This is a genomic window from Corynebacterium sp. HMSC036D02, assembly GCF_001836165.1.
Taxonomy (GTDB): Bacteria; Actinomycetota; Actinomycetes; order Mycobacteriales; family Mycobacteriaceae; genus Corynebacterium.
In genome coordinates, this window is sequence record NZ_KV827649.1 from 17,581 (window position 1) to 31,824 (window position 14,244).

Annotated in this window: 14 protein-coding genes; 4 read left to right on the top strand and 10 right to left on the bottom strand. The window is 59.3% G+C overall.

The genetic code is table 11. The features are described from left to right. Window positions 1-20: 20 nt before the first annotated feature. The 8 genes from pheS to uvrA all read right to left on the bottom strand — a co-directional run bounded on the left by pheS (window position 21) and on the right by uvrA (window position 7,991). Window positions 21-1,067 (bottom strand): phenylalanine--tRNA ligase subunit alpha, encoded by a 1,047-nt coding sequence (gene pheS / locus HMPREF2743_RS01410; RefSeq protein ID WP_070527515.1) that lies wholly within the window; start codon window positions 1,065-1,067, stop codon window positions 21-23. Between the two features lie 96 nt (window positions 1,068-1,163). Beyond that, the gene (locus tag HMPREF2743_RS01415) at window positions 1,164-1,964 is read right to left on the bottom strand and encodes a TrmH family RNA methyltransferase (RefSeq protein WP_070527627.1); all 801 of its coding nucleotides are present in this window, start codon (window positions 1,962-1,964) and stop codon (window positions 1,164-1,166) included. Between the two features lie 120 nt (window positions 1,965-2,084). Next, window positions 2,085-2,537 carry an NINE protein gene (locus HMPREF2743_RS01420; RefSeq protein ID WP_070527512.1) on the bottom strand — a complete coding sequence of 151 codons (453 nt, stop codon included), beginning with the start codon at window positions 2,535-2,537 and terminating at the stop codon, window positions 2,085-2,087. A gap of 212 nt (window positions 2,538-2,749) precedes the next feature. Next, window positions 2,750-3,133 (bottom strand): 50S ribosomal protein L20, encoded by a 384-nt coding sequence (rplT, locus tag HMPREF2743_RS01425; protein ID WP_005323264.1) that lies wholly within the window; start codon window positions 3,131-3,133, stop codon window positions 2,750-2,752. Window positions 3,134-3,189: 56 nt separating this feature from the next. After that, window positions 3,190-3,384 carry a 50S ribosomal protein L35 gene (rpmI, locus tag HMPREF2743_RS01430; RefSeq protein WP_010190075.1) on the bottom strand — a complete coding sequence of 65 codons (195 nt, stop codon included), beginning with the start codon at window positions 3,382-3,384 and terminating at the stop codon, window positions 3,190-3,192. 36 nt (window positions 3,385-3,420) lie between these two features. Further along, on the bottom strand, window positions 3,421-3,990 hold the full coding sequence (infC, locus tag HMPREF2743_RS01435) for a translation initiation factor IF-3 (protein ID WP_083298996.1): 570 nt from the start codon (window positions 3,988-3,990) through the stop codon (window positions 3,421-3,423). Between the two features lie 201 nt (window positions 3,991-4,191). Further along, entirely contained in the window at window positions 4,192-5,007 is an 816-nt protein-coding gene (locus HMPREF2743_RS01440) for a serine hydrolase (RefSeq protein WP_246824436.1), read from the bottom strand. Between the two features lie 146 nt (window positions 5,008-5,153). Beyond that, window positions 5,154-7,991, bottom strand: a complete 2,838-nt coding sequence (uvrA, locus tag HMPREF2743_RS01445; RefSeq protein ID WP_070527504.1) for an excinuclease ABC subunit UvrA — start codon at window positions 7,989-7,991, stop codon at window positions 5,154-5,156. Window positions 7,992-8,067: 76 nt separating this feature from the next. Between uvrA and HMPREF2743_RS01450 the strand changes: the two genes are divergently transcribed. From HMPREF2743_RS01450 to HMPREF2743_RS01465, 4 genes are all read left to right on the top strand, one after another. Then, a complete protein-coding gene (locus HMPREF2743_RS01450; RefSeq protein WP_070744742.1) occupies window positions 8,068-8,670 on the top strand; it encodes an MBL fold metallo-hydrolase in 603 nt (200 codons plus the stop codon). Between the two features lie 95 nt (window positions 8,671-8,765). Further along, complete coding sequence (locus HMPREF2743_RS01455) at window positions 8,766-9,689, top strand: DoxX family protein (RefSeq protein ID WP_070527498.1); 924 nt, start codon at window positions 8,766-8,768, stop codon at window positions 9,687-9,689. Between the two features lie 178 nt (window positions 9,690-9,867). Then, complete coding sequence (locus HMPREF2743_RS01460; RefSeq protein ID WP_070527496.1) at window positions 9,868-12,108, top strand: HelD family protein; 2,241 nt, start codon at window positions 9,868-9,870, stop codon at window positions 12,106-12,108. 10 nt (window positions 12,109-12,118) lie between these two features. Further along, window positions 12,119-13,132: an App1 family protein gene (locus HMPREF2743_RS01465; protein WP_070527624.1), complete on the top strand. Its 1,014-nt coding sequence runs from the start codon at window positions 12,119-12,121 to the stop codon at window positions 13,130-13,132. An 85-nt stretch (window positions 13,133-13,217) separates the two neighbouring features. On the opposite strand, the gene HMPREF2743_RS01470 is transcribed toward HMPREF2743_RS01465, so the two are convergent. Then, the gene (locus tag HMPREF2743_RS01470) at window positions 13,218-13,658 is read right to left on the bottom strand and encodes a universal stress protein (RefSeq protein ID WP_010190091.1); all 441 of its coding nucleotides are present in this window, start codon (window positions 13,656-13,658) and stop codon (window positions 13,218-13,220) included. 139 nt (window positions 13,659-13,797) lie between these two features. Next, on the bottom strand, window positions 13,798-14,244 hold the full coding sequence (locus HMPREF2743_RS01475) for a universal stress protein (RefSeq protein ID WP_070527492.1): 447 nt from the start codon (window positions 14,242-14,244) through the stop codon (window positions 13,798-13,800).

The window sequence follows — 14,244 nt, forward strand, 5'->3', positions numbered from 1 at the left end:
TCTATCCTTTCTCTGGGTTCCTATGCCTGCACGCCGAATGGCAAGGTAAAGCGGACATCGCCTTCCACCATGTCGCGCATGTCGGTGAGACCATTGCGGAACTGCAGGGTGCGCTCGAGGCCCATGCCGAAGGCGAAGCCGGTGTACTCCTCCGGATCGATGCCAACCGCACGCAAAACGTTGGGGTTGACCATGCCACAGCCACCCCACTCGATCCAGCCGGCACCACCCTTCTTGTTCGGGAACCACACATCGACCTCGGCAGAAGGCTCAGTGAACGGGAAGTAGTTCACACGCATGCGAGTAGTGGTCTCTGGGCCGAAGAGAACTTTGGCCAAGTGCTCCAGAGTGCCGCGCAGGTGGGCCATGGTCAGTCCTTTATCCACGGCAAGGCCTTCCACCTGGTGGAAGACCGGCGTATGAGTCGCGTCGAGCTCGTCGGTACGGAAAACTCGGCCTGGGCAGGCGATGTAGAGCGGTACATCACGCTCAAGCATCGTACGTACCTGCACCGGCGACGTGTGTGTACGGAGAACCTGCTTGGAGCCCTCCTTACCCACGTGGAAGGTGTCCTGCAACGTACGTGCCGGATGGTCGGGCTTGAAGTTCAGAGCATCGAAGTTAAAGTACTCAGCCTCGACCTCTGGGCCATCGGCGATTTCCCAGCCCATGCCCACGAAGATGTCGGCAATACGCTCCGACAGCGCAGTAATTGGGTGCAGGGCACCGGTCTGCGCCCGGGTAGTTGGGACGGTGACGTCGACTTTCTCCGCCTTGAGCTGAGCGGCGCGAGCCTCCTGCTCGAGCGTTTCCCGGACCTGGGCAAAGGTCTTCTCCACCTTGCCTCGCGCCATGTTCACCGCACGACCGGCGTCCTTGCGCTGATCCTTTGGCAGCTGCCCCAGCGACTGGCGGGCCTGCGGGATATAGCCGCCGTCACCAAGATGCTCACGGCGGGCGGAAGTGAGCTCGTCGAGGTCGGATGCAGCCTCGAAGGCGGCAATGGCCTTCTGCGCGGCGGCCTCGAGGGCCTCTTCGGTCAATTCGATCTGAGGTGTGTCGGACACGTGCCTTGATTACCTTCTTCTCGCACAAAAACTAACGCGAGCTATCTTACCGTGCTCCCCGACTTCTGTGGCCACCAGCCCCAGCCCAAGGAAAGACTAGCGGTTCTGCTGCTTGGCAGATTCGTACAAGCAGATGCTGGCTGCCGTGGCAAGGTTCAACGACTCTGCACGGCCCAAAATTGGAATGCGCACGCGCATGTCGGCTTCATCCAACAGCTCCCCTAGTCCATGAGCTTCGTTTCCAAACAGCCATGCGGTGGGCTGGGAAAGATCGGCTTCAGCCAGATCTACTTCACCGTCAGCGGCCGTTGCCAGCACCTGCATACCGGAGGACCGTAACTTACCCAAAACATCTTTGATATTGGGATCACGCGCCACGGGTATATGGAAGAGTGAGCCTGCTGATGCGCGCGCGACTTTACAGCCCAATGGATCGACCGTCTCGCCCGCGAAGATGACGCCATCGGCGCCCATGGCATCCGAAGTCCTGATCAAGGTACCTGCATTTCCCGGCTCGGAAGTAAGCACTGGGACTGAGACCAAACGCGGCTTGCCCGCCAGGATTTTACCTGCACTCCACAGGACAGGACGGCACACTGCAAAAAGGCCTGTGCTCGTCGCCGTATCGGAGAGGTGCTTTGCTGCCTTGTCGGTGATGGGATGGACATAGACGTCCATGTAGCCGCAGGTTTGCACGATATGTGCAAAGCGTTCGGCGGCCTTCTCCGTTACGAAAACATCCGTGGCCGAGCCTGTCGACACCGCTGCATCGACAGCATTCTCACCCTCAATAAGGAAGCGCTCTGCCTTCCGACGGCTAGCGGCGCGATGCAATTTGGCGGCATTGACTATCCGCGGCGTGCGCTCGGTGAAGGCATTCTCAAAGTCCAGTTTCATGGCCTCCACCCTACCGAGGCCGCCTGCGAGGTCGCCGATCGAGTGGGTACACCACAATGCAGCAAGCCCACCGCTTTCCAAACTGTAGGAGGCGGTGGGCCACACGAGTATTGCTAAAGACTACTTCTTCAGCGGGATGCCATTGGAGTCTCGGTCATAACCGCCTGCACCGGCGATGATCATGATGAACTCGATAATCACCCAGATCCAGAGGATACCCGCCGAGATAGCTCCGATACCGAGCCAGGACGTCAAAACACTAAAGACGCAGAGCGATAGCTGGCCGATGGCGCGTCCTGTGCGACCAATATAGAAGTTGTGAGCGCCAAACCCGCCAAGGAAAAATGCAAGGAGCAACGCTGCCAGCCAGGACTTCTGCGGTGCGTTGACCGGGGCCTGCTGAGAGTAGTACTGGCCCTGCCCTTGGTACCCGCCCTGCTGAGCCGGCAGATTCTGTCCGTAGTTGCCGCCCTGGTACTGGTTTCCGTTGGAGTCGAACGGATTGGAGTACTGAGGGTTATTGCCAGAAGCATTCGGGTTGTTCTGCTGGAAACCGCCGTTGGGGTTCGTCATGAGAAAGACTCCTTTTTAAGCCTGCACACACAGGAAGAGAACGTGGGAACTTGATTAAGGTAACACAAAGCACACGCTATGTCCCCTTTTTCTTCACCCCACTGGGGCCTATTCCCCATTGGCTGTGCTGTGCCCCAATTGAAGCTTGGAACGCCAAACGCCCACCCTTTCTTGAAGTAGAAAGCGGTGGGCGTGAGCAGGCTAGTGAAAGCTTAAGCAGCCTTCGGAGCGTTAACGTCCTCCGGCAGTGCAGCCTTGGCGGCCTCGCACAGTGCGGAGAAAGCCTCGAAGTCATTAACGGCAAGCTCAGCCAGGATCTTGCGGTCAACCTCGATCTCAGCCAGGCGCAGGCCGTGGATGAGGCGGTTGTAGGTGATGTCGTTCATACGAGCAGCAGCGTTGATGCGCTGGATCCACAGCTTGCGGAACTCAGACTTACGGGCGCGACGGTCGCGGTAAGCGTAAGTCATGGAGTGCAGCCACTGCTCCTTGGCCTTGCGGTAGAGGCGGGAGCGCTGGCCGCGGTAGCCCTTAGCGGACTTCAGAATCGCGCGACGCTTCTTCTTGGCGTTAACTGAGCGCTTTACTCGTGCCACAGTAATACTTCCTTATCTTGATTGTGGTGTGTGGAAATGGAGTGTTTCGGCGCTGACTATGCGCGGCCGAGAAGGCGCTTGACGCGCTTGGTGTCTGCCTTGGCAACGTCCTCGGTGCCCTTCAGGCGACGGGTGCGCTTGGAAGGCTTGCCCTCCAGGAGGTGGCGGCGGTTAGCCTGCTCGCGACGCAGCTTGCCGGAGCCGGTCACCTTGATGCGCTTGGCGGTGCCCTTGTGAGTCTTCTGCTTCATGAGAATTAAATCCTTAAATCCTAAGTGGAGCGTGGTCTACTTCTTGCCTTTGCGGACGGGCCCAAGAACCATGGTCATATTGCGACCATCCTGCTTGGGGCGTGACTCCACGACGCCAACCTCTGCGACGTCGTCGGCCAAACGCTCCAGCAGCCGGAAACCGAGCTCCGGACGCGACTGCTCGCGACCACGGAACATGATGGTTACCTTTACCTTGGAGCCCTTCTCCAGGAAGCGCACCACGTTGCCCTTTTTGGTCTCGTAATCGTGATCATCAATCTTCGGACGGAACTTCTGTTCCTTCACCACGGTTTGCTGCTGATTCTTACGGGACTCGCGGGCCTTCTGGGCCTGCTCGTACTTAAACTTGCCGTAATCCATGATCTTGGCTACGGGCGGCTTCGCGTTCGGGGCAACCTCGACCAAGTCAAGGTCTGCTTCGTATGCGAGCTTGCGAGCATCGTCCGTGCGGACAATGCCCACCTGTTCACCACCGGGGCCAACAAGACGGACCTCGGGTACTCGGATGCGCTCATTAATGCGAGCTTCAGCGCTGATTGTGGTTCTCCTCGATTGTGGGGCTAGTAGTGTGCCTACCGTGACCACAAACGAATAAATCCCGGTGCCGTAGGCATCCGGGAGTTTCTTCTCAAGCACGCGCCAATAAATGGCGCCTACTCTTAACCTTTATCCTGCGCCGGATAATTCATCCTGCGCGGCATCGGGTGGGAGAAACTCCGCTTGCGGCCCAAGTACCTCCTGGAGGAGGCGCTACGGGCGGTAGTGGGCACTACTTTATCACCGCGATCATCGCGAACCAAATCGGCGTGCCGAGGTGGTTGCCGATACCTCTCTCGCAGTGCTTGAGGACGTCCCTTTCACCGCAGATGGCGCACTGGGTTGCGCGCAGCCTACCTGTGGCGTTAGCGCCCCGGCTTCCAGCGCCTCAGAAACCACTCGGTCCACTCCGGCAGCTAGCGTGTCGAGGGCGGGTATCGCTTCTTCTGCGTATTCCCCTGGCATGGTCACCTCAATGGCCAGACCCACGGCGCCATTTTCCGCAGTCCCGCCGCCTGCAGTTTCTCGAACTCCAATTTGACGGTGGGTATATCCGTTATCAGTTTCAGATAATCCCCATCCGCCTTTGGCGCGGGTGTCCGGCAGCTTATCAAGCCCATTGTCTTGCCACTCCACGATGTCATCCATCGCTTCATACACCTGCTCAGCTTCTGGTATGCACGGCAAGTGCGCGCCGAACTTAGCTTGTTCTTCGAGCACCCACGTGGAATAGCCAAAGGGCTCGGCAAATTCGCCGGTTGTGTCATACTCCTTCAATAGGGCTTTCACTGCGCTGCCGGCATCCCCTTCAGACCATTGGACGTGGGACCACAGTGCGTAGGCTGCGTCATTATCAGATTCTTTAATCGCGAGGTCCACGAGCTCGGGACTGGCTCCATCACGCAGAGCAGCGATGGCGATGGGAACCTTCACGGTCGACCATGCGGGTTCATCACCCTTGAGCCCTGCGTTGAACGTCTCCTCTTGATCCGCCACGGACACACCGGCACGGACGTCAAACTCGCTTTCTACGTCAGCGATGACCGCTCGCAGTTCCGATGACACATCGAAATTTTGTGCATCGTCTGTTCGAGACGCTTCAGCTGCTGGCTGATCTCGACTTTGTCCGGGTTCAGAGCAGCCAGTCGCCGTTGCGACCACAGCGAAGCCGAAGACTAACGCAGCCGCGTTCGCACGCTTCAGCCCCACCATTACACCATCTCCTTGAGGAACCCTCCCGTATAGGAGCCTTCTACTTGCGCCACGTCCTCCGGCGTGCCTTGGGCCACGACAGTGCCGCCACCGGAACCACCTTCTGGCCCCATATCTACGATCCAGTCGGCGGCCTTGATGACGTCTAAGTTGTGCTCAATGATGATGACCGAATTGCCCTTGTCCACCAGCCCCTGGATGACGAGCATAAGTTTGCGGATGTCCTCAAAGTGCAAACCGGTCGTCGGCTCATCCAAAATGTAGACCGTGCGCCCATTCGTGCGCTTCTGAAGCTCGGATGCCAGCTTCACGCGCTGCGCCTCACCACCAGAAAGCGTCGTGGCGGCCTGCCCTAAGCGGACATATCCCAGGCCTACCTCCACCAAGGTGTTGAGGTAGCGATGAATAGAGGTGATGGGTTCGAAGAACTCGGCTGCCTCCGAAATCGGCATATCGAGAACCTCGGCGATGTTCTTGCCCTTATAGAGGACCTCGAGGGTCTCGCGGTTATAACGAGCACCATCACAAACCTCGCACGGCACGTAAACATCGGGCAGGAAGTTCATCTCAATCTTGATGGTGCCGTCGCCTTGGCAGGCCTCACAGCGTCCGCCCTTAACGTTGAAGGAGAACCGGCCTGGCTTGTAGCCGCGGACTTTCGCCTCCTGGGTTTCCGCGAAAAGATTACGAATCTTGTCGAAGACCCCTGTGTAGGTTGCCGGATTCGAGCGCGGGGTGCGGCCGATGGGGCTCTGGTCCACCTGCACCAGCTTGTCTAGGTGCTCCACGCCTTCAACGCGCTTGGCGCGACCGGGCACCTGGCGTGCACGGTTGAGTTTATTCGCCAAGGTCTTGGCCAAGATCTGGTTGACCACCGTGGACTTTCCTGAGCCAGACACACCAGTGACGCAGACGAGGACGCCCAGTGGAATCTCGACGTCAATACCCTTGAGGTTATTCTCGCGCGCGCCGACCACCTTGAGCATGCGCTCGGGGTCAATCTCGCGGCGAGTATCCGGGACCGTGAGCTTCTTCTTACCTGACAGGTACTGCCCTGTCAGGGACTCCTCCACGGCTTCAATACCGGCGGGTTCGCCCTGGTAAACCACAGTTCCGCCGAATTCGCCGGCGCGCGGGCCAACGTCGACAAGCCAGTCTGCCTCCCGGATGGTGTCCTCATCGTGCTCCACCACGATGAGGGTGTTTCCGATATCGCGCAAGCGCTTCAACGTGGCGATAAGGCGTTGGTTATCGCGCTGGTGCAGACCGATGGAGGGCTCATCCAGGACATACAAGACTCCCGCCAGACCAGAACCAATCTGGGTGGCAAGGCGAATGCGCTGTGCTTCACCGCCGGACAACGTGGAGGCGCCACGGTCGAGGGTGAGGTAGTTCAGGCCGACGTCGAGAAGAAAGCGCAGGCGAGCCTGGATTTCTTTGAGCACGGCACCGGCGATGATCTCCTCGCGGTGGCCCAGCACGAGCGAGTCGAGGAACTCCGCTGCCTCCTCGATGGACAGCGCCGTCAAGCCAGCGATGGACTGCTCGCCATGCGCGGTGGAGGCCAAGCGCACCGCCAAGATTTCCGGCTTCAGCCGAGTACCGCCGCAAGCGTTACAATGTACGCGGCGGGTGTACTGAAGCAGACGGTCCTTTTGTGATTCGGAATCCGCCTGATCGAGTTTGCGCTCCAAGAAGCCGATGGCGCCCTCGAACGGTGCGGACCAGTTGCGTTGGCGGCCATAGCGGTTCTTATAGCGCACGCTGACTTCCACATCCGTGCCATAAATCAGCGCGTGGCGCTGCTCCTTGCTCAGCTCGGACACCGGGGTGCGCGGATCAAAGTCCAGGGCTTTCGCTAGGCCTTCAACTAGTTTGACAAAGTACCGCGCATTGGGGCTCGACGTCCAAGGTTGGATGGCCTCCACAGCCGGGGCATCCGGATCCGGGATCAACAGATCCACATCCACCTCAAGGCGCGTGCCCAAGCCATCGCACACCGGGCAGGAACCGAAAGGCGCGTTGAACGAGAACGCGCGGGGCTCGTATTCCTCAATGGTCAGCGTATGGCCGTTGGGGCAGGCAGCTTTTTCCGAGTAGGTGTGCGTGAGCTCTTCGTGGTCAACGAAATCCAGGGTGACGAGGCCGTCTGCCAAGCGCAGTGCCGTCTCCACCGAATCCGTCAGCCGCTGCTTCTGGGAAGCCTTCACCTGCAGGCGGTCCACGACGACATCGATGTCGTGTTTGATCTGCTTCTTCAGCTTCGGCGGATCACTGAGCTGATAAAGCTCACCATCCACCCGAACACGGGAGTAGCCCTGCGCCGCGAGGTCTGCGAAGAGGTCAACGAACTCGCCCTTACGGCGGCGCACCACAGGGGCAAGGACCTGGAACTTCAGCTTCTCCTCGTGGCTTAAGACCTCATCCACGATCTGCTGCGGGGTTTGGCGCTCAATGACGGCATCGCACTCAGGACAGTGCGCAGTACCCGCGCGGGAAAAGAGCAAACGCAGGTAGTCATAGATTTCTGTGATGGTTCCCACGGTGGAACGCGGGTTGTGGTTGGTGGATTTTTGGTCAATCGACACCGCCGGGGATAGACCGTCGATGAATTCGACGTCCGGCTTATCCATTTGGCCAAGGAACATACGCGCATAAGAGCTTAAGGACTCCACGTAGCGCCGCTGGCCCTCGGCGAAGATGGTGTCAAAGGCGAGTGAGGACTTGCCGGAGCCTGATAGACCGGTAAACACCACCAGGTTATCGCGTGGAATGTCGATATCCACGCCCTTGAGGTTGTGCTCACGCGCACCTCGTACGACCAAACGATCAGCCACTAGTTGCTGCCTTCCTACACAAAAGAATGTGTGTTCAGAGAGTTCTCACTCAGAATCTACCCGTATGGTTGGACTTATGAACAACGCCCTGAAGCTTCATAAAATTTCCGTTTCTGAAATGGACAACAACTGCTACCTGTTGTGTGCTGGTGACGAGGCGCTGCTTATCGACGCTTCCGCTGACGCCCCGGCACTGCTTGCTTTGGCCGCCGAGCACGGCGTTAAAATCACCGCAGTGCTCACCACGCACCGCCACTGGGACCACGTGCGCGCGCTCAAAGAGGTCCTGAATAAAACCGGCGCCGTGCACTACTCCTCTTTCTTGGACTCGCCTGCCTTACCCGCCCCCGTCGACGTCGAATTGGAGCATGGCGATACGCTTTCTTTCGCCGGCCACGATCTGCCCGTCATTATCCTGCGCGGACACACCCCCGGAGGTGCGGCCATTGCCGCAGAGATTGATGGCGTTACCAACCTCTTCGTCGGTGATTCCCTCTTCCCCGGCGGCGTGGGCAAGACCACCTCGGAAGGTGACTTCGTGCGCCTGTACAAGGATGTCACCCGTCGGCTCTTCGATGTCTACCCGGACGAAGCGATCGTCCGCCCCGGGCACGGCGCACCCACGACGCTTGGCGCGGAGCGCCCGCACATAGATGCGTGGTGGAAGCGCCGTTGGTAACTGCGTATTAACTGCTGCGCTGACAGCGGCAATTGTTTAACCCGCGTACTATGGTGTGACGAACGTCTTTACAGATCTATTGAATGGAGCACGTTATGATTCGTAAATTTGCCCGTCCTATGCTGGCCTCCGTGTTTGTTTGGGATGGTGTGGATACGCTCCGCAACACCTCGGAGCACGTCGCGGACACCGAGTCCGTGCTCAAGCGCCTACGCAAGGTGCTGCCCCGCGAATACGCAGGCTACATCCCGAATGACCCAGAGCTGGTTACCCGCGCACTCGGCGGTGCAAAGACCGCTGCAGGTACCACTTTGGCGCTGGGCAAGGCCCCGCGTACCTCGGCTGCAGTGCTCGCGCTGACCCACGTCCCTAACCTGGTGGGCAATGCTTTCTGGACCGCCGATTCCAAGAAGGACAAGGAAGCACAGCGCAACAGCTTCATCACCAACACCGCCCTGCTTGGCGCCTTGGCCATTGTTACGCAGGACACTGAGGGCAAGCCCTCCGTGCGTTGGCGTGCTGCCAAGGCCTCGGAGCGTGCCAACAAGAAGATCCAGCAGGCTCTGCCGGGTAAGTCCGAGCAGCAGAAGTTCGCAGAAGACTTCTCCAACCGCGCCAACGAGATTTCTTCTGATGTGACCACCAAGGCCAATGACTGGTTCGAAACCACCAAGGAATACGTCGAGGACAACCGTGATGATTGGGAGTCCGCTGGCCGGGACTTCATCGACTCCGCGCGCTCCTTCGTCGAGGACAAGGCTGAAACCGCTCGTGAGTTCTTTGAAGACAACAAGGATGATTGGCTCGACGCTGCACGTGACAACACCGAAACCGCCCGCAAGGGTCTGGTAAAGGCAGCCGGCAAGGCACAGGACCGCGCTGACGAAGCACTGGCCAAGGCGGATTCGCTCGATGGAAAGCGTGCCCAGAAGAAGGCTCGCAAGCGCGCCGAAAAGCTGCAGAAGGAAGCTTCCAAGAAGCTGGATAAGGCTTTCAAGAAGTTTGGAGACCGCTTCTAAGCTCTCCCTCCTACGCTGCGGAAAGCCCCGCAACACACCGCGATAATGACCGCGGTGGAGACATCAACGGCTCAGCTAGTATGCTGGGCCGTTGTTCTTTTTCCTGTCCACCCATCCTTATCTCCTTTTAACTTCCCGTCTGTCCACGAGAAGTCTTCATACGCACCCAAGGAGCCTTGTGTCTGAATCTTCATTCGCGACTCACACCGGGAAAGTCGACGCCCACGCGAGCGAGCAGAGCGCGGAAATAGCTAGCGAGCAAGCCTATGTCGATGGCCTCTTCGAGCGTCTGGACAACGAGGTCCACGCCGCCAATGTGCGCCTCAACGAGGTGCAAGCAGCCGTCGACCCTCATACCCCAGATGCTGATGCGCTCGTGCGCCGCGAAACCGAATACCACGGCCTGCAAGCAAAATTAGATCGGCTTAACATCGCCCAACTCGGTCTAGTTTTCGGCCGCATCGACATTGATGCACCTGGCGATAACCCCACCCCAGAAGGCCTAGACCGCCGCTATATCGGCCGTATGGGACTCGATGCCCGGGAGGAGGATTACCGCACGCTTCTTTTGGATTGGCGTGCCCCGATGGCACGGCCCTTCTACTTGGCAACCACTGCACACCCTGAAGGGGTTCACGTACGCCGGCACATCAGGACTACTGGTCGCACTGTCACCGGTATCAGCGACGAGATCCTCGAAGGAGACAACGCTGCAGAAAGCAGCGATGTCGCTAGCGAATCCGCCCTCCACCACGTCATGCAGCGCGCCCGAACCGGCCATATGCCATCCATCGTGGAGACCATCCAGCGCGAGCAAGATGAAATCATCCGTGACAGCACGCGCGGTGTCATGGTAGTTGAAGGCGGACCAGGAACCGGCAAGACTGCGGTAGCGCTGCACCGTGTGGCCTACTTGCTCTACACCTACCGCGAACAATTAGCCGCCACGGGCGTGCTCATCGTGGGCCCCAATTCCACCTTCCTGGAATACATTTCCCGAGTGCTCCCGGAACTTGGTGAGACCGGCGTTGTGCTCTCCACCATTTCTTCCCTTTTCCCCGGCATCGAGGCCACGCACGCTGAGTCTCTACTCGCCCGCGAGATTAAGGGTTCCGAAGCCATGGTGGAGATCCTCGGCAACGCGGTGAAGGACCACCAGCGTTTGCCCGAGCATCCGCGCACGCTGGAGATCGATCGGCTCGAGCTCACCGTGGACCCCCAGATGGTGAAGGCAGCACGAACCCGCGCACGGCGCTCCCGCAAGCCGCACAACGATGCTCAAGCGGCGTTTGCGGAACACCTCATCGAATCGTTGGCCCAACAGATGGCCGAACGGATCGGTTCTGATCCGCTGGGAGGCGCCAACTTGCTCTCCCGCGCGGACGTGGACCAGCTCCACGATGATCTAGCCGAGGAACCACAGGTCACAGAACTCATCGACGAGTTCTGGCCCCATCTCGCGCCTACCGAGGTACTCGCCGAACTACTGAGCAGCACCGAACGCATCGATTCGGCGGCCAGCGCCTACGATGAGGAAACCCGAGGTGCCCTCTACCGCGAGGATGGCAGGGCTTGGGCGGCGTCCGATGCTGCGCTTCTCGACGAGCTCGCTGTCCTCATCGGTATGCCTGACCCAGAGGCAGAACGCGCTGCCGAGGAGAAGGAATGGCGTGAGCAAGTTGCTGAAGCAGAAGATGCCCTCGATATTCTGAGCTCCTCCGATTCCACCGACAACGATGATGACATGTTCGAAGCGGAGATTCTCTCCGCCCACGACGTCATCGATGCCGAGCACCTCGCTCGACGCCACGAAGTTCGGGATTCCCGCACCACCGCTCAACGTGCCCGCGAGGACTACACGTGGGCCTACGGGCACGTCATCGTCGATGAGGCCCAGGAGCTGACCCCGATGGAGTGGCGCATGATCTTCCGTCGCAGCCCCTCCCGGTGGATGACGCTCGTCGGCGATACCTCCCAGACTGGAGCCCCCGCCGGCGTTGATGATTGGGGCGAGACACTCGAACCTTTCGTCGGCCAGCGCTTCCGATTGCACGGCCTGAGCGTTAACTACCGAACCCCACGCCCGATCACGGAGCTGGCCAACCAACTCCTTCAATCCATTAACCCGGAGGCCACGCCAGGAATCGCGGTGCGCGACGGTGTGGACGTTATCTGGCAGGACGGCGAGAGCGACCTGCAGCCAGCAACCATCCAGGACGCTGACGGGCGCCTACGCGCTGTGATCACCGCGGCCAATGTTGAGCAGATCAAAGGCCTGGAGTTTGACCACGTCACCGTAGTCAACCCGGATGACATCGTGGCAGCGTCCCCGCAGGGCTTGCACAATCTCTACGTGGCGCTGACGCGTGCGACGCAATCCCTCACCATCGCCGGCCGCTACGCGGAGGTTTTCCGTTAATCTGGTGCGCATGGCACTTTCCGATATCGCCCGCAAAGTCGAATCCACCGCGAATGCTTATTCTCTCAAGCGCTCAGCACGCAAGGGCTGGCGCCCCAGTGTTACTGGCTATGCCGGCTACGGCAATGAGGAATTCGTCCACGTGCTGGGGCGGGTTCTCATGCATGACCCTGCCGCCGAAGAGCGCGATACGTGGGCTCAACGCGGATACCGCCAGTTCTTCACCATCCAAGTCACTCACCACGAGGTCGAAGTTACTGTTGGCGGGAAGACGGTAGCGGGCGCCACGAACGACAACGGCTATATCGACGTGCTAGTCCATGACCACGGGCTAGAACCCGGTTGGCACGGGGTCACCATCCGTGCCAAGGGCGCCGCGGAGGCCAGCGCGGAGGTCCTCATCGTGGACAAAGACACGACCTTCGGTGTGGTCAGCGATATCGATGACACCATCATGGTGACGTGGCTACCACGCGCGATGATTGCGGCGTGGAATTCCTGGGTCAAGCGCACCAATACGCGCAAACCCGTAGAAGGCATGGCCAGCTTTTACCGCGAGATCTCCCAACAGCACCCAGAGGCTCCCTTCATCTACCTCTCCACCGGTGCGTGGAACACCTATGACACTTTGGTGAATTTCATGGCGGAAAACGGGTTCCCTCGCGGCCCGCTACTGCTGACGGATTGGGGGCCGACACCCACCGGCCTCTTCCGCAATGGCCTCGAGCACAAGCGCGTCCAATTGCGAAACCTGTTCATCGCTTTCCGCAAACTGCGTTGGCTGCTCATCGGTGATGATGGCCAGCACGATCCCTTAACCTATGCCGACGCGGCAGCGGAGCACCCCAACCATGTGGCCGCAGTTGCCATACGCAACCTCACCCCGCAGGAGCAGCTGCTCTCCCATGGTTCGCTCGCTCCCTTGGTGAAGGTCAACGAACAGTCTTCTTTCAATATTCCGCTCATTCAAGGCACTGACGGTAACGCCCTTGCCCGTGCCTACCGCACGCTTCCTTCCAGTTAGGACGATAAGAAAAGGCGCGCAGCGGCCCAGGAGGCTTCTTCTTTGAAGGTCTCTGAGCGCTGCGCGCCGTGAACGCAATGAAGCGTTAGTTGACGGTGTGGACAATCATGACATCGCAATCAGACTGACGTGCGACATCCGCCGGAACCGAACCAAGCAGGCGGCCGGTCAGGGAATTGATTCCACGGTTACCCACGATGAGCAGGTCTGCCTTGTTGTCGTTGACAATGGACATCAGGGCCTGAACCGGGGTGCCCGGGCGCACAGCGGTCTCCACCTTCGTCACGCCGAACTTCTCTGCGTGCTCCTTGCCGGAGGCGAGGTTGGCCTGGGCCTTCTCATCACCGAGAATCGTCACAGAATCCTGGCGCAAAGTCTTGGAAGCCTGCTCCTGGTTCTCGTAGTAGGCGCAACCGATGATGAGAGTGGCATCGAAGGCTGCGGCGATCTTGGCGGCGCGCTCCACTGCAAGCAGGGAGGACTTGGAACCGTCGGTGCCGACCACGATCTTGTTGTAATCGCTCATGATGACCTTTCTTCGCTGGCCCCAACCATGAGGCCACCGCTTGACAAAATTTTAAAGCTTTTGCGCACCCGCTAGTCTAACAACGCTGGCGCGTTCACGTCGATCAGCGCGCACGAGGCGCAGCGCGCCATGTTCTGTCCTAGTCAGTGGTGTTGACCACCACGACGTCGGCGTGGGCTTTACGAGTGAGCTCCGTCGCTACAGAGCCAAAGACGCGACCCCGCACCGAGTGAATTCCCTTGTTGCCCACGACGAACATATCCACGTCGTAGTCCTTGCCCACCTCGAGGAGCGAATTCACAGGATCACCGGACTTAGCAATGATTTCAATGCGCTTCGCACCCTCACCGTGCGCAATCTCCGCGGCATTGTTGAGGAAGCTTTCGGACATCTCTTCGCTCACCACCGGTACTCGTGCGTCCTCTGAGTTCGGGGCGCCGAGCATCGAACCCGAGTGGTTGTAGAAAGCGGACACGATAATCAGCGTGGCGTCATAGGCGCGCGCCATTGATGCGGCAGATTGGACAGCGCGCATGGAAGTCTGCGAGCCATCGGTTCCGACGGCGATCACGTTGTAGCTCAGCAT